Below are 21,541 nucleotides of genomic sequence, written 5' to 3' on the forward strand. Positions count from 1 at the left end.
AGGCACAAAGACAGCGGATTTTTCCTGCTTTAAGCAACTGTCCGCTAATATTTAGCGTATAAAACAGTCAAAATGTTGGCGCTACCCCATATAGAACTACTATAAATCAATCATTCCATCCTTTACATACATCAATCCACTCTGAATAACCAGAGTATTTTTCTAATTGTTTTATTGTAAGTTCAATAGCACTATTGCTACTCCCGCAAGCTGGATAGATTGTATCGAAACGTTTTAGAGATATGTCTAGATAAACAGAAACATCATTTTTGATAGCAAATGGACAAACACCTCCAATGGCATGACCAACCATATCAATGGCTTCATCAGGAGAAAGCATTTTTGCTTTTGTTTTGAAATACTCTTTGAATTTTTTGTTATCCACTTTTGCATCCCCGGCAGCAACTACTAAAACAGCTTGTCCATTCACTATAAAAGAAAGTGTTTTTGCGATTCTCTCTGGCTTACAACCTAATGCAGTTGCAGCCAAATCCACGGTTGCACTAGATACTTCAAATTCGATAATTTGAGAATCCATACCATATTGTTTAAAAAAATCTTTTACTTTTTCAATTGCCATAATCAGCACACCTCATTTTAAAATATTTTCTAGAAGATTATAGATGAAACTTGCCTATGTTCTTGGGTAAAAAATCATGTTGTAAATGATACATGGTTCTTGATAGAGATTATTATAGGAATGAAAAACATTAGCACGAAAGCGGAGTGCTTGATTTTCTTTTAAAACAATTTTTTTTGTGTTGACTACCATTTCTAACATACCTTGTACCACAAAAACATATTCTTCCACACCATCGAGGTGTCTTTCAGATGGATGGTGACATCCAGGATCAAATTCGATATAAAATATTTCAACGTTACGGGTAGGGTCAAAAGGAAAAACAGGAAATGCTCTCATTTTTCCATCATTTTCAATGATAGCGTCTTTGGACCGTGTATCAACCACACTGCACTCATCTTCTAGCTCTTCCAATAATAAAGATAAAGGGACTTTTAAGCCCACTGCGATTTTCCAAAGAGTTGTAATCGTTGGTGAAGACTGTCCTCTTTCAATTTGTCCAAGCATAGGCTTACTTACATCAGTAAGTTTAGAAACATCTTCAAGTGTAAGATTTCTAGTTGCTCGTATTTCTTTTAACCGTTCTCCAATGGTTAATACTGGCGATTGCATTGCATCACTCCTTTTTGTATGTTATAGCATTTTAAAATATAATATAACATACTAGCAGTTGGATTCAATAGGCGACAGTTTAATGATGTAAGTAACTCCTTCACATATTTATCCATACTAAATGGAAAATATTACGGGAGTGACAGATCAAATAAGTCATATTTGTCTATACAAGAAAAAACGAAAACTTTCTCCAACAACACTTCTTTTGCTTGGCGAGAATGTAAATACTTCACCATTCATTCTCAAGTTAAGCGACGAGGTCATATGTCCAATAGAGCTTATAATCTTGTTTGTGTGGCTTCTGGTGGAGTATGCGGCTTATGCCTCGCTCTATGACAAGACCTATCGGGCACCATACAGCCTCGCGGCCTCAGGAAGGTTGAAGTTGGCCGAACATATTCGTCATCTGTCGTTAAGATTTTTCGGAAAACATGATCCCGGGGATCTGACGAATCTGATCTTGAGTGATTATGGTCAGGTCGAGCATACGATCTCTCACAATCTGTCGCAGCTAATCAGTGCAATTGTGCTTCCGGTACTCGCTTTTGTCGGACTTCTGTTGGTGGATTGGAGAATGGCCGCAGCTATGAATTGCGGTTCCCTTAGGTGTGGCTCTGTTATGGCTTACGGATTCGAATCAGGCACGACTGAGTGAGAACCATGTTCGAGCCAAAAACGAAGCCGCCAGCCGGCTGCAGGAATACCTGAGCGGTATTCGTGAGATTAAGGCTCACAATATGGGGGGCCAACGTTTTGAACGGCTGCGTCGTTCTTTTGATGAATTGAAGTCAGCTTCCATTGGGTTGGAAGGCATCATGGGACCGATGATCATGGGCGCGACGTTACTTGCACGCTCAGGAATGACATGGATGATTCTGGTGGGCAGTTATTTGCTTGCTGGCGGTGAGTTCTCCCTACCGTTATTTCTGTTATTTTTGCTGGTAGGGACAAAGGTATTCGAACCGTTAACGGTTGTACTGATGCGTTATGGGGAGATGGGATACTCCAAGTATAGTGCAAGACGTATTATGGATGTGCAGCAGGAGGCACCAATGGCAGGAAAGGAAGATGTACAGCCCAATCAGGCGATTTCATTTGACCAAGTGACCTTTGGATATGATGACCAGCAGCCGGTGTGTTGAAAGACTTGTCGTTTACGATTGAGCCGCATACTATTACTGCCTTGGTTGGGCCATCCGGTAGTGGTACAAGTACCGTCACACGCCTCATTGCCCGCTTCTGGGATGTTCAGCAAGGAACTATTCGCATTGGTGGCAGACCCGTTGATCAGATGGACCCGGATAAGCTATTGAAGCATATCTCTGTGGTCTTCCAAGACGTATATCTGTTCCAGGATACAATTGGCAACAACATTCGTGTAGGAAAGAAAGACGCTTCGCAATTCGAGATTGAGGAAGCAGCATGTAGAGCTTGTTGTCATGAGTTTATCTCCGGTCTGCCTCAAGGGTACGATACGCTCGTTGGCGAGGGTGGATCGACGTTATCAGGTGGGGAGAAGCAACGTATCTCCATGCACGTGATTTGTTGAAAATGCATCGATCGTTTTGCTAGACGAAGCCACCGCTTCACTTGATCCCGAGAACGAAGCCGCGGTGCAGCAAGCCATTAATGAATTGTCACAAGCAACACTATGATTGGAGAGAACGCCTGACATTCTTGGCATATACGTTTGGAGAAGAAAGCAAGAAAGATGAATATCTGGCCAAGTATGATGCGAAATCTGCAGAGTGGAAACAAAAGCTGGAGGCGGCTGTACATGGTGAATCCTTTGCCGTAATTGAGACATATCCAAACAACCTGGTCATCTATTCCAATAAAGGTGCAGCTGAGATGTTATACGGTGAATGGGGCCTAAAATCTCTAATGTCGATAATTACAATTATTCGTACACAGCTATGGGGAGAATGTAGCTTATGGACCGCCTGGGTACGATGATTCTGGAAGGTCAGAAGTAGTCGTTGAGTTATAACAATTTACGATGGATTAACTTTAACATTTAACAGAACCTAATAACGCCTATGTGTAATTGTGTAATTTGTTCGAAATCATGTAACTTGAACGGTTCTGGCTGCGTTTAGACATTGGGGTGATTTGATGTTGGTAAACGCGGTTCAACGTTACATGGTATTAGGACTGATATTTATCGGGATCTTCTTTACAGCACTCATCGTTCTTGAGAGGATTGAAGGGTACCATATTACAACGACAGAGTATTACGGCTTACGTAATCTAGGGGGCTTGATATATATTTTGTCGCTTATCCTGGGATTCGGTCACTATTTAGTCGCTTTTTATGTTGTTATTCTTATCCCGATCTCATGGCTGCTGCGGAAATATGTATGCTTTCCTATGATGAGAACTTTCATCTATATGATTGGGTTTGGATGGGGCGGGCTGTGGGTTTTTGATCTCATGTACAATCCATATTTCGTGAATGGATACCATCTGAACCGAATGACATCGGTATGGATATTTGCCATCGCCGGTTTAGTCTATGCCCTTGTGGAGAATAAGATTTGGCGAAGAGGGCAGATGCAGAACGAACAGAAGGCTACTTAACAAATGTTGAGTAGCTTTCTTGGTTTACATAATTATTATGGTGTTTTCATGAAGACTCAGAAGCTAAATACAATATTAGAAAGGATTATGTAAGAGTAAGTAGTGAACATGAACAGCAGTCAAGTTAATTCGATAGTTTGTTATAAAATTCACAAAGGATGCAAGTAAAATGAAATAGGAGTTTTATCGTAAAAAGGTAAAATTTTCTGTTATACTATTTGAGTTGTGTACATAAAGTTAGGTATTTTAATGAAGGGAGTTCACGAAGTAAATTAGCTTTTTAGTTTAAAATTGTAGTTTGGAGGAAAGCATTTTGTATAAAGCAGGTTTTTGGATTAGATTAGGAGCAAGTGTGTTGGATAGTCTTATTATTTCAATTCCGTTAGTGATTATTGCAGGTGTGCTTACAGGTAACTTTGATGCGGATGAGCCGATTGCCAAACTACTTAGTGCGTTATATTCAATTTTAGTACCAGTATACTGGTATGGTCGAACCATAGGCAAACGTATATATGGAATTCGAATCCGCCAATACGATACACACGAACCGCCAAAAATTGGTACGATGCTGATGCGAGTTGTTGTGGCTGGACTTGTGTACGTATTAACTTTGGGTATCGGAGTTATTGTGAGTGCTTTTATGGTCGGTATGCGTGAAGATCGACGTGCGATTCATGACTTTGTAGCAGGAACAGAAGTAGTTTGGGATTAACTCGAAGAATATAAAATGCGCGCGGAGATTTATACATATGTACAAAATACGAGTTTTGTGAAACAGTACTAGTGATTTAAAAGCTGCACAGTGATTTGTATCACTTTGGTTATAGCTTTGTTGTACATTGACACAACTTGGATTACTCATGTTCAGCATCGCAACTTTTTGTGGTGTATACGATAATATCATTGATTGAATATCTTGTTTAGCGGTTTCATATTGATTTGGGCAATTGCATTTGTTAGTCAACAACGGTTCTCTGTTTTGCAAATGATAATATTCAATGCTGCTATTTCTCAATTTCCCTCCAAGAAGGAACACTAATTTCTTTACTTCTCTTCTCTGCAGTCTCCATCCAAGCAAAGAAGAAATTCTCACAGAACTGTAATACCAGTTTTTCAAGAATCCAGGAAAGCCCCCCTATATCAATACGTCTACGGATTTTCATTTGATAATTGACGACCTGATCAGAGAAATACTCCAGAAGCTCCCTGATAACCTCTGGCCCAGGCACTAGACTCTTTAGTTTTACCGCTGGCGACTTCCCACCAGTATCTAATGTTGAAACAGGCCAGATTCGCTATACCATGTATGTTGCAAGTGCTGCAGAAACTCCTGTAACTATTCTAGGCCCTGTATCCTTTAACGGTTCGGCTCAAGCAGGCACATCTTAATCAATTTAGAAGAAATTAAATGCTATACTTGTTCATCTACTTCACAACTCCCCACTTAATTTTATGTAATGATTTAATTTATATATTAAGAAAGGCTTGAAAAGGAAATCCACAGTCTAATGCCGTGTTGTTCGGCCCCGTGTTTCATTCGCATCTATTTAGGTATAGGATTCCCTTCTCAACTAATTAATTGAGGTGATTACACTAACCTGCCCGTTAGCTTAACAAAGAAAGGGAGCAGCTGACGCAGCAAAATACTCCATGTTTGTTCAACTATCGTCTCCCGTTAGCCTAATGATTACTATGTTGTTGAACATAGTAAAGCTTCATTGATTCACTCCCACCTATTTGACTGGTGGATACTGACCTATGGTCTCTTTTTTCTTCATTCTTATGCCCAGTATGATGAAGGCGATATAAATTACGATAGCAATTGAATCGATTAACGTATCCGTAAGTGCCGAAACGTCATGAAATGCCGTTATGCCAAGAATGACCATCAATCGTACGATCAGAAGCGACACGATCGTCCATGCGGCAGACCAGATCTTCGATCGCTCGCTTTGGAATGACATGAAAATGAATACGATGCCGAAGACCAGATTTTCCGCCGTGATGATATGCCAGACATACGTGAATACTGTCCGGGTATCCATAGCTATCGCACTCACGTGGAGTGTGGGCAGCACAGCGGATTGCCCGTTCCATGCGTGCGTAACGGCAAACAGTATCGCAAGAATGCCTGCAATAAAATAGTGAAAATTCCTAACTTTGATGTCCATGACATCCCTCCTTGAATATTTCCGTCTCCTTCTTTCGAATAGTATGATAAATCTCGTGAACGATCTCTGCCAGTCGCTGGTCTCTTTCAGGATTAAAGTCTCTTAGCGTTTCGGATGCTACGTCGAGCAGTTGACTAACCTTTTGTAGGTGGGCAATCTTCTTGCGTGTCTCTACATTCTTTTCATCGAGGAACGCAGCAACCTCCTGGCAATAAGCAGGGTCTACATTCTCCATCCTGTGGAACCCAAATTTCCCCTTGATTTCGTCAAGAGAAAAGTCCGCATACTGCATGATTTGAATATTCATTAAATCGATGAGGTCGTTCTTCGAATACCTGCGGTACTGATTTTCCTCCCGGAACGGCGATACGATGCCAATCCGATCATAATACCGAAGCGTATCCTTCGGGATCCCAAGCATCCGCGAAACCTCTTGTATAGAATAAATTTTTTCCATGAATTCAAATTAACATTTGAGTGCCCTCCAATGTCAAGTCATTTTTTATCTTGGTATCCGTTGTTCTTACATGGTTGTAGTGAAATTAACCTGCTTACAAAAAATAGAGGAATAATTAGTCCTACTCCACCAATTAACCCGAAAAAATAATTAATGTTCTTATTCATGCTCAATACCTTCTTAACACTCTATTAAATTGTATTCATTGGTCCCAAGAATATATTACTGACTGAGGCTCAGTTGCAGTGCAATGTACCTTTAAATCAACACAACAAAAAACAGCAGCCGCTTACTTATTGACGGCTACTGTCGTGTTGTTTTGAACTATCGTTTCCCGTTAGCTTAATGAATTACACAGTAAATTTAGTTGTTTTATCTATTCGATAAAATAAAAAAGCCGCTAATTAGACTTTCAATGTAGCTATGTTTTGTCGCTGACATCTCCTTGACGGCCGACAAAAATATACTTATATATTCTTTTCCTCACTATTTGCCTGACTCAATTCCAGCCCATTTACGAAGGTATTGAGATGCTGTTAGTTCCTCTTCAAATCTTCTATACTCCGTATCTTCCAGAGAAATACAAGAGACCATCTCCTCCAATTTGGAGGCAAGATCCAATTCTCCCATTGCGACAGCTATCTCACCACGGGCTGCCAGCATTCTTGCATACTCAATGCTGGAATCTTCCTTTATTTCCTCCAATGCACGGTCGAGTGTTTTTGCTGCCGCACGATCATTGGCATAAATATCGCGCAAAAACCATACTTGATTAAGTATTTCCTCCGCACGGTCTTGGGCTTCAAGGTACAAAGGAGGTGTGTAATGCTTGTCCATGTACACGAACATGTTGCCGAAAGGGTCGAAGAGCCTAAACTGACTCCCATCCCGAGAGCGACGCGTGAGACGGGGTAGACCACTTAGCGGTACAGTACCGAGGTTGTTTTTAAAATTATCCGCAAAACGATTATGAAACTTCCCCAAATCCGTCACGTTAACGATGAGGGCTCCAAACGCTTTTTTTCCACCATACTGGGCGTAGTTAGATGTCATAATCCAAAGATCCCCATCCCGAACTTCTGCGAATCGGTATGGAAACGTCTCATCGCGGACAACCTCAAAACCAACTGATCTGTAGAAAGCGACACTTTCGTCCACGTTTTCGCTGGGTAGCATCGGTTCTATATTAATAGAAGATGGCTCCATTCCCTTCATTCCTCCTTTTCGAGATTCATAGGCATACGAATAACCGCAAAGCCTTTTACTTGCTTATTCACGCATTTCATCCCAAAATAGTTCTCTAGAAAAAAGTTCCCCATCCTCAACTGTTAAATTGATATGAATTATTGTCATCTAGAAACCTTTCTTCTTCATCTTTAATTCTTCTCCTGGATTGAAATCCAAATTCCGATTGCTCTTCCTGACTTGCTAAGATTTCGGGACCATCTACAAGCTCATAGGAAGAGGAAGGCAACCATTCAGAATATATGCGTTGCCATGTTCCCTCCACATTCGTCCAATCACCATTTACTTCGAAGATTACCCATAATAACGGAGGAACCTGCAGTTCTGAAAAACCGATTGGTTTTTCTTTAGTTGTAATCGCACCTATATACTGATCAAATGCCGCTCTGCCTTCCGCGCTCTCCGAATAATTTACCGATGCATGTACAAGACTTAAAGGCTTATGATTAGAGATTGTCTCAAGCTCTGTTAAGGTGGAATCACTAATGGCTTCCATCATATCTGCATAAGCAGGTGTCAGTATTTCGTTCACCATTTCGACTTCATATTTTACCCCTACAATTTTGAACGCTTCTTTTTTTTACAATTCGATAATCCATTTCTATCCCTCCTTTAATCGTTAATTGGAAGGTCATTCTTGGAAATGCTTTTAGACTATGGTTCGAATATCTAACCAATGAAGGTTTAATCCCATGATAATTTTGAAAAGCCCGGGAAAAGGAATCCGGAGAATGATACCCGTATTTCATTGCAATATCAATAACTTTTACGTAAGGATCTTTCAGCTTTAATGCTGCAACCGTCAGTCTCCGTCTGCGAATATACTCTGATATCGTAATTCCAGAGAGGAGAGAAAAAAGTCGTTTAAAATGGTATTCGGAGCAAAAAGCTCTCTTCGCAACTTCTCTAAGATCAATCCTACTCTCCAAATGATCTTCAATATAAATTAATGCTTCATTCATACCTTTTAGCATATCCATGATTGATTCTTCCTTCCTTCAGTAATATATCAGGGTCAACCGACGGATTCCCGACTTTTTCTACTCGATTCAGTCGGTTCAAGTTCCTTCGCTTCTGCTTTACTCTTTATAGCATTCGCACAAATACCATTAAAAACCTCTTCTCTCAGCATAACTGTTCATTAGCTTAACGAAAAAAGAGCAGCTGCCCCCCGGCAAACTGCTCCATGCTTTTGTGAATTAACGTTTTCCGTTAGCTTAACGCCTGCCAGTGCAGATGTACAAAATCCTTTATTTTATGAAGATGTAAAAGGAGCTACCGCGGCAGCTCCCTCATTCTAGTTAGCGTATACGCCTCAATCCGAAATGTCGCGCAGAGCGCGCCGGCGGTCATGCAGCACTAGCAGGATGATCATTCCCATCATCACACCCAAGACGATGCCGGCCTCTGTAGTCAAAATTCGTGCCAAAGGGTACTCCGGGGAGTACTGTGAATCGGGGCGAATGGCGGAAAAGAGGTTATAAGAGAACAGCATTCCCGACGAAATCCATACCGCCACCATAGGGGGTAGAAATCTCCGAGTGCCACGGCGGGAGGTTATCACCATCAGGCCCAACGCCCCCGCGATGGCCCACACGCCAGTACTCAAAGTCAGGAGGTGCCACCATAGATCACGGTGATTCAGCATGGCCGGGTCGATGCCGAGGGTGCCACCCGCCGCCCAGAACACCTTGATGACGCCGAGCAGGATACAGCCGGCAGCGACGAGCCTAGCCGAGGAAACTTGCAGCTGTCGGGTGTGTCCCGGCAGCTCCGCGTAGTCGATCGGTCCGCCCATCGCCTCGGGCCACCGCGCCTTGGCGTAGCCTGCCAAGGCAAGTGGCAGGCAAATGCCGACCCCGGCCAGCGAGATCATGACGAAGATCTGCTCGTATGCCCAGAAGTCGGCGGCGCCAGCCTCCTTATCCCGGGTCATAGCGGCCGGGCCGAGCACTGGTGCCAACAACAGCATGGGTACGAGCAGACCGGTGCCCATCCATACGGGAAAAGCAACCAGCCCCGCTGGCAGCCGTTCGCCCCACGGCTTGCAGAACGCCATCGCCAGCAGGATACCCACCGCAGCGATCACCGCGGTTGCTGCGTTGATCGCTCGCCAACTGGAGTCGCCCATTTGCTCGGTCGGAAGAAAGAGACCAAAAGTCCAGACAATTTTTATAAGCAGATATGGTGTCACCGCTATGGCGGCGCCATATCCGCAGATTTTACGCATCTTCCCTAATCGTGAGGCCGGCGGCTCTGTCATTGCTTTCATGTCGTCATCACCTGCTTTCTTGTAACTTCGTCAATTGTAAAACCAACATGAAAATACATGTATGCGGATCGAGTGGTATCGAATGAATAATGTTATTTTGTATCTTTCCCTTGCGCTTCGACCACCTTAATTAACCGACTTAGCTCATCTCTAAGTAATTGAATCTCTTCTTCAATTTCTCGAACAAATTTCAAAAACGCGTAGCCAATAAACGGTTAATATCAAACTTTGACATAATCACACTATCTGGCGTTTGAGATGAAAATGACTTCGGCATGTATCAAAGATAATCAACAACACTCCGATTGCAATTAAGAAAAACAAATACGTTTAGTTATGCTGTAAGACAAGTGATACCACCTCCATAAAGTCATTTTTAATTCTTGTATTTACTACGCTTCCAGAAGGTGGGAGTTGCGCTAAACTGCCCGTTAGCTTAATTAAATAGCTGTAAACTTCAGTTAAATATTTATCTAATCGGCAGTCGGACTATGTTCTTGTCCTTGGCTCGGGACACGAACTTGTACCGATAACATAAAAAAGCCGCTAAAATAGCGACTTCAATGGGACTATGTTCTTGTCCCCCGATAGTATCCTCTTTTTAATGACACAAATCAAACCCCATAAAATAAAAAAAAGCCCAGAGAATCAGGCTTTAGTACTTTTCGTAATGGGGGCGTGTCATTAGACATATATGATGTGTCAATTCTGACGCAGCTAGCGCCCCAATCCCGGCAACGACTCATAGCTTCTCTTCCACAAATATGTGCGTCCATTCTTCTCGGTGACGAATTTGACCTCGGAGGTTCCATTCTCGTTGATAAAGCTTCATCCGAAGTGTTCGTCTCCTTATCGACAGGAATGGTCAGCTCTCCGTCCTCGCTCTCGGAACTGTGAATCACTGCTGGCGTAATAGCCTGCTTGCTTCAATACAGCTTGCGGTACCCTAGTCTTTACGGGCTTAGCAAATGATTTGTCCGGCTTGAAGCTCTTGATTTCGTCCTTTTCCTTGAGTGCTTGCAGCAACAATTCGCTTGCCAACAGTTGATTTGTTCCACTATTACCGCCGGAAGTTAACACAGCAGCTGCCATATTTTTCTCAGGAAGCTCTGGCCAAATGCCTTTCTTGTATTCCTCCTGTTCCATCGCCCGAACCGACTTGTCTGAAAGAATATTGTTTGTCTGGCCCATAAATATTTGCGAGAATCGTACCATATCTTCTGCTGTGGAATGAATCCCCCCGCTAGCAATCACATTAACAAAATAAGTTCTAGTGCGGAGACTGAATGTCTCGGCAGGACTATCCCTCATCAAGGTTATGTGGCTTTGGGCCAGCCCCTCAATTAACGTCTATGAGCTTTTAAACCTTCAATAAATATGCGTTGTAATCCATCAAGAACTCGTTGGCTCGTAAAGCCTTCATCTTGGAGATGGTAATCGATATTGTGAAGCACGGCCAGCAGGGCTTCAATGGTATATGGAATGTCCACCCCGGATACGTCTCCCCGTTCAACGGCCTCATTTAGCAGATTTCTGCTTATATTGCGCATCCATTGACATAACGGAGATTGTAACGGACGATGCCCGGTTGAGGCCCGACTGACCTCACAGAGCCAAGGAACTTTCGCCTCTAAAAAAGAAACATATCTTACGATTACATGGTAAAGCCGGTCCAAGGGAGCGGTTTCTGGGGGTTGATCAAGAAATGCTTGAACTTCATCAAACAAGGGTTGGTATTCTTCATACGCGATCTCCTGACATATGTCGCCCTTATCCGAGTATCGGCGGTATAGGCTTGCTTGTCCTACTCCAGCAGTCTTCGCAATCTGATGCATATTGACATTGTCAACACCATTTTTGATAAAAAGTTCTCTAGCTGACGCCAAAATTCGTCTTCGGTTTAACTCCTCTCTGGGAATTTTCAGCAAGGCAGATTGCGATTCTGAATTCACTATAAACATCTCCCTATATCATTAATTTTAACTGTTATTTAAAACGAAAAACGGACAATATGTCCGTTTTTGTGTATGGGACATGTTGTCCGTTAGTTCATATTATAATACATTTCGTGAAAAATTAAAAATACATTCATTTGGGAGAACGATGAACTTTTTTATTTCTTGGTATAGTACTTTTTGTGAATTGGAGGCAAATGCGGTTCAATGCCCGTCAGGTCCAGTTCCTTCAAACTTGCGATCGTGGGAATAAACTGCTCGTACGCTTTTTTGTTGCCGCTCGTCGTATCTGTTCCGGTTTCGGTTGATGCTTTTCTGTTAACTTCAGAGTTAAGTTGCTTCTGTTCCATAGATTACCCTCCATCAAATTTAGTCAGGTTTACAAATCCGGATGTCTCTTGTGCCATTCGGTATTCATTTCATAAGTATTGCCGATACCTAGTACTGTCGCTTCCTCGAAGGGGCGGCCAATCAATTGCATATTAATCGGCAGACCGGAAGGTGAGAAACCGCAAGGCATGCTCAGGCTAGGCAAGCCAGTCAAATTGGTCGGAACCGTAAGTGAGTTCAATCTGAATACACTAGCACTATCATCTGCACGCGGCGCAGTGATCGGTGTTGCTGGGGTCAACAAGATGTCGATTCCGGACAAAGCATTCAAAAAATCATTGACAATTAGCTGCCGGGCCCGCTGAGACTGGAGGTAAATGGAAGCCGGAATATCTCTGCTGCTTTCAAGAAACATTCGGACGTCCGGTCCATACTGTTCCAATTCTGTCTCAAGCCACTTCTCGTGGTTCGAGTACATTTCCGTCATCATAATGGCCATCGTCGTGCTTTTAACATGTTTGATCATGGGCAGGCTAACTTCGATGATTTCCGCTCCCAGTTCTCGGAATTTATTGATAGCAGCCTTCATCGCAGCTTCCACTTCCGGCATCAAATCCTCGTAATAGTAGCTTGTCGGCAATCCGATACGTACACCCCTGAGACCATTCGGATACATCTTGATACCTGGCGCAGGCAGATCGACCGTCGATTCATCCTTCGGATCGAAGCCTGACATCACATCCAAGCACAGGGACGCATCCATGACGCTTCGGGTCAATGGACCCGAGTGGTCTAACGACCAGGCCATTGGAATGATACCATACCGACTGACCCGACCGTACGTCGGCTTCATCCCTACGACGCCGCACAAGGCAGCGGGTATGCGGATCGAACCTCCGGTATCCGAGCCTGTACCCAGATAAGCAAGTCCAGCCGCTAAAGCAGAAGCCGAGCCGCCGCTTGAACCTCCCGTTACAAGTTCAGTGTTCCACGGATTGAGGCAAGGACCGAAGTGCGGGCTAGTTGTTGTCAATCCCGCAGCGAACTCGTGAGTCTGTACTTTGCCTAGCAGAACTGTTCCAGCCTCATGTAGCTTAGCTGCAACCGTCGAATCGTAATCGGGGACGAAGCTGTTCAATATTTTTGAACCGGCAGTAGTTCGGATTCCTTTAGTGTAATATAGATCCTTATGAACGATGGGAATCCCGTGAAGGAGCCCTTTATACCGACCATGCATAATATCGCGTTCCGCTTGCTTCGCTTGTTCAACCGCCAGCTCGGACGTTTGGGTAACGAAAACGTTCAGTTTCGGATTCAAACGTTCGATGCGATGAAGCGCATGTTCTGTAATCTCTACCGGGGATATTTCCCTTGTTCGGATCCCTTCGGCCAGCTCATGAATAGCAGCAAAGGACAGTTGGGAATTTAATTTACTCATCTCGTCATCCTCCCTATCTTTTGGACAAGTCGTCCGTCTACCAAACTAATTACCATAGCTTCCGCTAGGATTTGTTTTTCTCGCAAATAAGTATGTCAGGATTGCCAACAGGGCAATGGTAAAATAAACAACAGAAAAAGGCATCTTTAGATCAATCAGTCGTCCGACCAGCGCAGGGCCGAATGCTCCGCCTAGCAGATAGGCCAGTGTGAAAATACCCATCCCCACACCCAGCTCAGCCGAACGGAGTGTCGTCGAAACTAAATTGCTGCTAGAGGTGAGGACACCGTTGAATCCAATCATAAGGATAATGATCAATAAAGCATCAATCCATGGCGGCAAATGTACGGATACACCCAGTAGTATAAATCCGCCGATGACGAGACTTTGCGATATGACAAGCACGCGGGAGCTTCCGAAACGATCCGTCCAGCCTCCGATCCGGGATCCGAGCAAGGCTGCGCAGGCGGCACCGGGAAGCATCAGCAGACCGATTTTGCTAGTCGGTAAATGAAAGGCGTTCTTCATCATGACAGGAAGAGTAAAGGTTAACCCCGTGTTACATACGAAGGTAAGAAATCCAATCCCTAGAATTCGTCGGTAAGGAACATTTTTCATGAAAGATGCATCGATAAATGGATGTTCTTTTTTCTGAATATGAATACCGAACCATAGAAGAACTGCTGCTCCTGCAATGAGCATAAACCAATAGTTCGTAACCCCTAGCAATACCAACGCCAGTCCGGCGGAGAACAAAACAGCTCCGAGATAATCGAATGAACCTCGGTCGTGTTTCTTGCTTGGAACATATTTGAATACCAAAGGGATAACAAATAGGCTTAGACTGGACACGATGAACAAAGCACGCCAGCCAAAGTATTGCTCTACGAAACCGCCGAACACAGGCCCGAAGCCGGAAGCAAAGGCAATTGTGGCGGATAACGTTCCCAGTACCCGTCCCTTGACGGCAGGCTTAAAATATAGGGTTACTGCCGCATAAGACAGGGGAGAGATGGATGAGGCCCCTACTGCTTGCAGCAGTCTCCCAATGATGACTTGCAAGTATGAAGCTGCAAAGAAACCGATCATAGAGCCGAAAGCAAAAAGGATTAAACCAATGACATACAGCTGACGGAAGGAAAAGGACTCCGTTAACTTGCCGTAAGTACCGGCGCCGATAGCCATCAAAATGCTGTAACCGACCATGACCCAGCTCACCTGCGAGGAGGTCAGGGCAAAGTCAGCGGAAATCGACGGTATAGCCAAGTTAAACATAGTCATATTGATGTTTCCGAAAATAATGAGCAAGCAAAGTGTCCCCATTAATTTCCGCTCATTTCCAGATAAAGCCATTGATTGAGTATCCATACCTACTACTCCATTACAGGAAGTCAGGAAAGGTGCGGCATGTTTGCGCTTGATCTCTATCGTGTCCCAAGAAAACATAGGACGGCCGAACATCCTGAATCAACTCCTGCATGCGAATAATCGATTTGTCAGCCATCTCTTGATCGAATGTCAAGAACGGTATGCTACTCTCGAAGTTATCCCGAGTATAAGCAACATCAATCGTCAGAAGCACTGGACCCGACTTTTCTGTTGTGACGAGGACTGATTGATGCCCAGGGGAATGACCCGGAGTGAAGAAAATTTGAACCCCCGGAATCAATTCATGGTCACCCTCAATGATTTGATATTGTAAATCGGGTAGCCTGCACTCTAATGGAGAGTAATCCTCGTTGCCTATGGCTGCATCATACTCTGCCCTTTGAATAAGGATAGGTGTATTGCGGAAATGTCCGTTTCCCCCAGAATGATCCAAGTGTAAATGGGAGCTAATGACCATCTGAATATCGTCAGGTCGATAACCGACACGCTTTAACACATTCACGATCGAGTCGCCGTCCGACATGTTGGGGACGACGCGCCCTTCACGTCTAGTCCCCTTGTAGTAATCGGGATTATTGATAAAAGAGTCGGGCATTCCCGTATCGATGAGTATCGGACCGCTGGTCGTTTCCAACAGAAAAGACCACACAGGCATTCCGACTAACTTCCCGGGGACAAGGGTTCGATTAACAGCCGATTGATCTAGGAAACATTCACCTACAGGTAAAAAATACAGCTTCTTGACATACATCCAGTTTCACCCTTCATATTATAAATTCGGACAACTTGTCCGGTGTGGATTTATTGTAACGGACAAGTTGTCCGATGTCAATCATCATCAGAAAATAAGGCCGATCATAACAGTATTAATTACCTAAAACTTATCTTCGCTTGTTATACGAGGTCTACCGCCCCTACCAGCTCAAACATGGTTTTTTGGAGGTCGTGGGAGAACTGTTTTTGTTACGGGGTCAATCCCCTAAAGCCGCCACGTTCTCCCGGCTTCCCCCATCGTAAAACGACCATAAAAAAAGGCCAACCAGTAATTACTGGCTAACCTGATAATACGAAAAGCCGCTATAATAGCGACTTTGTATGAAACAATGTTCTTGTCCCACTATAAGAACCGGTTTACTTTAGATACAGCCCCTCGACAATAAATCATTGTAGTTGTTTATATTGAGGAAGTTCCCTACTAATTAAACTACTTTGATAGAGAAATACTTTCCCTACAGGATACTTACTATATTAGTTGAATGTTACTACGATTATAACCTGTAATCCATCTTTTTATGTTTACTTCAGAAGCCAAAGAAAGGAGTTAAGGATTGACATTCTTATGAATGAAATTAACTAACGTAATTTTGGCAGGATCTACGTCAAATGTAATGGTTTCTTTGGCATTGGGAGGATTGTGTGGACCGTAATAAGTACTTACTTCAAAACCACACGGAACGCATACTCCCCAGGGGATTTTCTTTTCAGTTCTAAAACCTTAACATCATATAAGCCATAACTGGGAGTTGGTTTCTGATTTTTTTGATAATATTGGCTTATCACTTGGTCTATAGACGGGTTTAACAGTGTTAAAGAAAGGGGTTTAAAATCTTTCTCATTCACTGTATCAGGCTGTGCATGCGCTAAAGTGCTCAGACTCAATGTCATAACACTTATTATGATAATACTTAATACTTTTTTCATGTACTCACTCTTTTTTAGTTAAGTATCCCTAAGTATGTTTAATCTTATTCTAAATATTGTTTCTTCAAAATCATTAAAGTAATACCACCCCCAAAACCTTGCCCAAGCGGGCTAAGTTTCGTACCATCCTTCCTCCAATACCCCAGCACTCGCATTCGCGGTGGGATGGTTCCAGATTTTGTGCAAAGATGTCTCAGAATTTACTTCATCAATTATATCCAGTCTCTGCGTTATGTTTGGCCAAAATATTGAGGACAATCGCCTGCATAAAAGATGTGAATACTTGGTTTCTGAGGAATTTCATATAGGATAGAGTTATCTTTTAAACAATAGGCTTCCAGTTATTCATTTAAGTGCATGTGCTTAACAGCGACTTCAATGGGAATATGCTCTTGTCCCTCGACAAGAAATTCTCACTAAACTGCATGATACTTGCCTTAGGTCAGAATTCCTTATCAAAAAAATCGTTATTTAAGTGAAGTCTTATATTAATGTGGTTTTATCTCGCCACATGAGTTCCATCATGATACTATTTAGATAGTCACCTAATCCGAGATGACACAATGTTCTTGTCCCGCGACAAAAACCGTTAATTTTCATCATTTGAAAATTAACGGTTTTTAAAAACTTAATCTTTTCACATATTTATCAACTGACTTTTGTAGCTTTAAGTTCTCTTCATCAGGGTTACTCATAACGAGCATTGCGATTTTCTGAGGTGTAAAAGATTTCATGGATTGTATCGCTTCTTTGTTACGCCCATCCTGATGCGGACATTTCCATTTAGATCCCGATTGAATTTCATCTAGATGATAAAACTCAATTGAGCTTGATGAAGAATTTTCACATTTAATATATTTTATTGCTATGTTTGGGAAACTGTTATCTCTTATTTGTTCAATTTCGTTCCACTGAGGTACACTTGCTTCAACACTTCTTTCTCCTGCAACTTTCAACCAATCAATAAAAAAATTTGCACTAAATTGAGCTACTATCTTTTCTAATACCCAGAATAATGCGTTCTGATTGATCCCCCCTGCACTTCTCGTTTGATGACTAATGATTTGGTCTGCAAAGTCCATACCAATGAGAATACGAGCTAGCTTTCCAATAAGTTTAACATAGGTTGCATCTTGCCCATCCCCCCTTTTTCACATTCTGCTTATGCCAGCGCTTGAAGTCCGGTTGGTGACGCGCAAGCTGGAGTACCGCCAGAAACAAATACTTTCGCAGCATGCTGTCCCCGCGCAATATTACGGTTGAACGCAAAGACCGCTTCTCTGGCTTTCTCAAAAACTCCATCGCTCTTCCTGCATGATCTCGCTCGATGACCTTGTATACACGGGACGGTGGATAGGAAGAAAGGATGGGATCGTCCTTCCATAAGGAACCATCGATGGGCATTCTGGAATGGACACCAACCTCCTTCCAATGCTGTTCTACGTCCGCAGGCTTTTGAATGCCTTCCAGCCCTTAGTTTCGGGCTAGATGTTTTTGTTTGTCAGTAAAAAGTATTTTCGTATAACTTCCCCGTATGCGCATCAAGCACTTCGGGCGTCCGCTCGTGCTCGCTACCAATCATTCGATACACTAGTTCGTACGGGGCCTCTTCCGCCCTAGCATTGTGCATCCGTTCCCATTGCAGACGCAGCTTGGCCTGTGCCGTCCATCGGAGGATGGCTGTCTGGTAATCAAATGAAGGCACGGTCTCCAGCTTCTTTAACTGTTCTGGCCTTATGGAGGGGGACATCAAACTTTTGACCCTCCCATTAGAGCGGTCAACAGCTAGTTGATAGCATTCATCCCTGACAGATACGTCTTGAACATATACACCAAAGCGAATGATCTCCAAACGATCTTCGTCGTCGGTCTCTTCAGTTAGAAGCTTGAGATACGGCAACATTTCGGCTGCTAGTCCTCGGACATAGTCCATAGCTACTTCTATACATGCGTCTCGATCCCAGGTTAATGGAGCAAGTTGATCTGGCTTACCGTGCGAAACAAAGTCAATCAGTTGTCCGGTTTGGCTGTCTACTCGCGCCTTGACCGCTCCCTCCATCTGATCAGCCCAATAGGCCTTCCAAGACCGGTCATTCTTGGCTGGACGCTCTTCATTCTGTTGCTTCCACACCATCAACTTGGTGTTCGAGCCAATATTGTCGTCTTGTACTAACTGAAATTGGTCGTTGTCTACGCCAATCCACCCTTCTAGGCTTCGTGCGGGCGGGAACTCACCTGGCCACTCGTCCAAAGTTCTTGGGTCAGAGGGGACAGCTTCTGCCCTATAGGCTGTCGGAACTTCCTCCTGTGATGATGCAGTATAGATTAGTCCTCTACTTCGGGGGGCGTAAACAAGATGGACCTGATCGTCACCATCCGTGTACACGGCTTTGTCCAATACGCAATATTCCACATGTAGCAAAAAATTCGCCTTCATACACGCCATCTGTTCCTCTTCTGGTGTGATCATGGTTGGGAGTGCTGGCCCTCGAACGGTTCCGTAATACCTAAATCCGACCACGCGACCGCTGGGGTGAACCATAATCAGGCATCCCGTCTCAGGAAGCGGTAGCCCCATCGCCTTCTGCTGTCGTGTGTACCCAAACATCCCTTCCATCCACTCCATCTCACAATACGGAAAATCAGCGCAGTGCGCCGGGATAATGATCTTCCAGGAATTGCTCTGCCTGCTGTTTGAGCTTCTCCTCAGATAGCCGTGTCTCGTTGTCCAATGAGGCCCAGGAAATGGCATAGTCTAGCAAGTTGCCGTCCCTGGAGAGCGTGGCAGAAACGGCGTCATCACTCCCCGTTTTAACCCATAAGAATCCCGCTTCTCCCTTCCCTGTTCCCCTCATGGTGTTCTCTTGATAGTCATTGACGATCAGATCATAATCCGGTGAAACGGCAAACTGGTGCTCTGCTTGTTGTCTTAACTGCAGGCGTAATGTATCCAGGTCTCGTTTGAGAAAATCTTGAGCCATTTCGTTGCGCAAATGTTCCAGCCCCTTCCGTAATTGTGTTTTTACAGTACCTAATGGCATATCCAGGAGATGGGCGATTTGCTGCTGGGTCAGGTCCTTCTTATATTTTAAGAACAGGAGCTGACGCAGCTTCGGATTCAGACTGGCCAATGCACGCTCCAGATCCAGGGTTTGATCGATATCATTAACGACTAATGGCTCTTGCGCCTGCGGGTCTTCGCTCAGGTGAACACGCTTGGATTTCTCCAAATGATTGAGCGCCCGGTTCACCACAATTCTGGTAAGCCAGCTCTCAAACGCTTCGGCTTGCTGCAGCGTTTGCAGTGACTCATAAGCCTTAACCAGGGCATCCTGAACGATATCCTCCGCATCTTTGGACTCCCGTACATAATGGCGAGCCACTCGGTGCAGCTTATCCGTTCGATCCTTTATAAGAGAAACGAAGGCATCGTGATCTCCGTTTTGTGCGGCGTTGATTTGTTGCTGTGCATCGATCATTGTCGTTTACCTCCTGTTATATAGACAGCTAACTCGGGGGTTTGGATTTAATTAATGTAACATTATTCTGGAACTGACCGATCAAGTGACCACCCGCATGCGGCAAGCACGGGTGCCAAAGAGTACGTCGCTCTTGGCGTGTTCCTGCTGAAGCTCCTTCATCCACTGAAGCAGTTCTTCCAGCCCGGTAAGGGTATTGGAGAACTCACAGTCCTTTCCCCGTTCGATCCCCCGGTAGTCGATGGCGCGAGCGACATGGATTTCTTTCGCAATATCCTCATGGGTTCCACGCCCTTGAACGTACACCCAAATCATCAATCTTCCATTGTCCATCCACTAATTTGGCCTTCCTGAACGGCTTTGAATTCTTCAAAAAATCATCTTTAGCATTGAACGGTACGTACACCTTCAGAAACTCCGGAATCACTTTCTGAATCTCCGTCTGCATTTCTTCCGTTGGCACTTCTACCTCTTCGGCCTGCTTCTCTTCTGCTGCTTGTTCATTCGGGGTGTAGTGCCGAACGGGCCGTTTCTCCGGATTGACAGGCTGCTGCTTCGCGGCAGCCTGTTCTTGTTCAATGAGATTCCCTTCAAAGATCGATCCAATAAGTAGTGCAATCATGCCTAATGCAATAACTGTTATTTGATGATGTTACCCAATGTGCACGAATTGCCGATAGAGCCCCAAGTCGGGACTGTTTTATACTGCATAAAAAAACTTCTTTTTATGTTAAAATTTTTCAGATTCCTTGAAGTAATTATATAATAATTACTTCAGAATACGGTTAACAAAATTTATTCAATTATTTTTATCAGGTATTCTGAATAATTTTTTTTAACGGATTAGGCTCAATACTGTTAGTTGGTTGTCCGCCCGAATATATCTCTTGTTTGTAGTTTTTCCCAAAGAAGTACATATGCTGATTATTTAGATATACACCTAATCGGCAATCGGTACAAGTTCTTGTCTTTTGCTCGGGACAAGAACTTGTACCGATAAAATAAAAAAGCCGCTAAAATAGCGACTTCAATGGGAATATGTTCTTGTCCCTCGACAGATGTTCACAAGCTCATGTGATGATAATGTCTGAATAATTTGCGTTATATCAAGTTACATTGTCCAAATAAAAAAAGCCACTAAAATAGTCAATGATTCATGTTGTTCATCCTGAAATATTATCGTATCTCCAACTTCTGATAAATACTCATTGTAATTAGTTCCATTGCCTCGTTATCGTAAAAAACCGTTATCCATGTTGTACAGGTTAACGGTTTTAAAATTTAATTTTCAAAATTTCTTTTTTTAGTTTTAGCGTCTTAAAATCTCGT

22 protein-coding genes and 4 pseudogenes are annotated in these 21,541 nt (G+C 43.5%); 6 read left to right on the forward strand and 20 right to left on the reverse strand.

Going from position 1 to position 21,541, the window contains the following annotated elements:
- Window positions 1-106: 106 nt before the first annotated feature.
- On the reverse strand, window positions 107-580 hold the full coding sequence (locus QF049_RS06325; protein WP_307535744.1) for a YbaK/EbsC family protein: 474 nt from the start codon (window positions 578-580) through the stop codon (window positions 107-109).
- A gap of 54 nt (window positions 581-634) precedes the next feature.
- Window positions 635-1,192 (reverse strand): helix-turn-helix domain-containing protein, encoded by a 558-nt coding sequence (locus QF049_RS06330; protein ID WP_307535746.1) that lies wholly within the window; start codon window positions 1,190-1,192, stop codon window positions 635-637.
- Between the two features lie 295 nt (window positions 1,193-1,487).
- Here QF049_RS06330 and QF049_RS06335 point away from each other — a divergent pair, with 295 nt between their 5' ends.
- The 6 genes from QF049_RS06335 (at window position 1,488) to QF049_RS06360 (ending at window position 4,487) form a co-directional block, all read left to right on the forward strand.
- Window positions 1,488-1,850, forward strand: a complete 363-nt coding sequence (locus QF049_RS06335; RefSeq protein WP_307543121.1) for an ABC transporter transmembrane domain-containing protein — start codon at window positions 1,488-1,490, stop codon at window positions 1,848-1,850.
- The gene (locus QF049_RS06340; RefSeq protein WP_307535747.1) at window positions 1,804-2,337 is read left to right on the forward strand and encodes an ABC transporter transmembrane domain-containing protein; all 534 of its coding nucleotides are present in this window, start codon (window positions 1,804-1,806) and stop codon (window positions 2,335-2,337) included. The genes QF049_RS06335 and QF049_RS06340 overlap by 47 nt, the downstream gene beginning before the upstream one ends.
- Before the next feature lie 5 nt (window positions 2,338-2,342).
- The gene (locus QF049_RS06345) at window positions 2,343-2,744 is read left to right on the forward strand and encodes an ATP-binding cassette domain-containing protein (RefSeq protein WP_307535749.1); all 402 of its coding nucleotides are present in this window, start codon (window positions 2,343-2,345) and stop codon (window positions 2,742-2,744) included.
- A gap of 80 nt (window positions 2,745-2,824) precedes the next feature.
- Entirely contained in the window at window positions 2,825-3,151 is a 327-nt protein-coding gene (locus tag QF049_RS06350) for a TroA family protein (RefSeq protein ID WP_307535751.1), read from the forward strand.
- A gap of 186 nt (window positions 3,152-3,337) precedes the next feature.
- A complete protein-coding gene (locus QF049_RS06355) occupies window positions 3,338-3,775 on the forward strand; it encodes a hypothetical protein (RefSeq protein ID WP_307535754.1) in 438 nt (145 codons plus the stop codon).
- 313 nt (window positions 3,776-4,088) lie between these two features.
- Window positions 4,089-4,487 (forward strand): RDD family protein, encoded by a 399-nt coding sequence (locus QF049_RS06360; RefSeq protein ID WP_307535756.1) that lies wholly within the window; start codon window positions 4,089-4,091, stop codon window positions 4,485-4,487.
- Window positions 4,488-5,508: 1,021 nt separating this feature from the next.
- Here the strand turns inward: QF049_RS06360 and QF049_RS06365 are convergent.
- The 18 genes and pseudogenes from QF049_RS06365 to QF049_RS06450 form a co-directional block, all read right to left on the reverse strand.
- A complete protein-coding gene (locus QF049_RS06365; protein WP_307535758.1) occupies window positions 5,509-5,946 on the reverse strand; it encodes a hypothetical protein in 438 nt (145 codons plus the stop codon).
- Window positions 5,930-6,403, reverse strand: a complete 474-nt coding sequence (locus QF049_RS06370) for a MerR family transcriptional regulator (protein WP_307535760.1) — start codon at window positions 6,401-6,403, stop codon at window positions 5,930-5,932. Before QF049_RS06370 ends, QF049_RS06365 begins: the two co-directional genes overlap by 17 nt.
- A gap of 486 nt (window positions 6,404-6,889) precedes the next feature.
- A complete protein-coding gene (locus QF049_RS06375) occupies window positions 6,890-7,609 on the reverse strand; it encodes a VOC family protein (protein WP_307535762.1) in 720 nt (239 codons plus the stop codon).
- Window positions 7,610-7,779: 170 nt separating this feature from the next.
- A pseudogene (locus QF049_RS06380) lies at window positions 7,780-8,628 on the reverse strand (AraC family transcriptional regulator).
- Between the two features lie 335 nt (window positions 8,629-8,963).
- Entirely contained in the window at window positions 8,964-9,920 is a 957-nt protein-coding gene (locus QF049_RS06385) for a hypothetical protein (protein WP_373428218.1), read from the reverse strand.
- A gap of 720 nt (window positions 9,921-10,640) precedes the next feature.
- Window positions 10,641-11,180: pseudogene (locus tag QF049_RS06390) on the reverse strand (serine hydrolase); the annotation flags it as partial.
- An 83-nt stretch (window positions 11,181-11,263) separates the two neighbouring features.
- Complete coding sequence (locus QF049_RS06395) at window positions 11,264-11,881, reverse strand: TetR/AcrR family transcriptional regulator (RefSeq protein WP_307535764.1); 618 nt, start codon at window positions 11,879-11,881, stop codon at window positions 11,264-11,266.
- Window positions 11,882-12,033: 152 nt separating this feature from the next.
- The gene (locus QF049_RS06400) at window positions 12,034-12,225 is read right to left on the reverse strand and encodes a hypothetical protein (RefSeq protein WP_307535766.1); all 192 of its coding nucleotides are present in this window, start codon (window positions 12,223-12,225) and stop codon (window positions 12,034-12,036) included.
- A 29-nt stretch (window positions 12,226-12,254) separates the two neighbouring features.
- Window positions 12,255-13,643 (reverse strand): amidase, encoded by a 1,389-nt coding sequence (locus tag QF049_RS06405; RefSeq protein ID WP_307535769.1) that lies wholly within the window; start codon window positions 13,641-13,643, stop codon window positions 12,255-12,257.
- A 45-nt stretch (window positions 13,644-13,688) separates the two neighbouring features.
- Window positions 13,689-15,011, reverse strand: a complete 1,323-nt coding sequence (locus QF049_RS06410) for an MFS transporter (RefSeq protein WP_307535770.1) — start codon at window positions 15,009-15,011, stop codon at window positions 13,689-13,691.
- Window positions 15,012-15,024: 13 nt separating this feature from the next.
- A complete protein-coding gene (aiiA, locus tag QF049_RS06415) occupies window positions 15,025-15,783 on the reverse strand; it encodes a quorum-quenching N-acyl homoserine lactonase AiiA (RefSeq protein WP_307535772.1) in 759 nt (252 codons plus the stop codon).
- A gap of 570 nt (window positions 15,784-16,353) precedes the next feature.
- Window positions 16,354-16,733, reverse strand: a pseudogene (locus QF049_RS06420) (DUF3888 domain-containing protein).
- Window positions 16,734-17,353: 620 nt separating this feature from the next.
- Entirely contained in the window at window positions 17,354-17,815 is a 462-nt protein-coding gene (locus QF049_RS06425) for a hypothetical protein (protein ID WP_307535776.1), read from the reverse strand.
- 164 nt (window positions 17,816-17,979) lie between these two features.
- Window positions 17,980-18,197, reverse strand: a pseudogene (locus QF049_RS06430) (thioredoxin domain-containing protein); the annotation flags it as partial.
- Between the two features lie 37 nt (window positions 18,198-18,234).
- Window positions 18,235-19,350 carry a YcdB/YcdC domain-containing protein gene (locus QF049_RS06435; protein ID WP_307535778.1) on the reverse strand — a complete coding sequence of 372 codons (1,116 nt, stop codon included), beginning with the start codon at window positions 19,348-19,350 and terminating at the stop codon, window positions 18,235-18,237.
- Window positions 19,351-19,375: 25 nt separating this feature from the next.
- Window positions 19,376-20,212 (reverse strand): RNA polymerase sigma factor, encoded by an 837-nt coding sequence (locus tag QF049_RS06440; RefSeq protein WP_307535780.1) that lies wholly within the window; start codon window positions 20,210-20,212, stop codon window positions 19,376-19,378.
- 81 nt (window positions 20,213-20,293) lie between these two features.
- Window positions 20,294-20,518 carry a hypothetical protein gene (locus QF049_RS06445; RefSeq protein WP_307535782.1) on the reverse strand — a complete coding sequence of 75 codons (225 nt, stop codon included), beginning with the start codon at window positions 20,516-20,518 and terminating at the stop codon, window positions 20,294-20,296.
- Complete coding sequence (locus QF049_RS06450; RefSeq protein ID WP_307535784.1) at window positions 20,490-20,834, reverse strand: hypothetical protein; 345 nt, start codon at window positions 20,832-20,834, stop codon at window positions 20,490-20,492. Before QF049_RS06450 ends, QF049_RS06445 begins: the two co-directional genes overlap by 29 nt.
- Window positions 20,835-21,541 lie beyond the last annotated feature (707 nt).

Source organism: Paenibacillus sp. W4I10, assembly GCF_030816325.1.
Classification (GTDB): Bacteria; Bacillota; Bacilli; order Paenibacillales; family Paenibacillaceae; genus Paenibacillus; species Paenibacillus amylolyticus_B.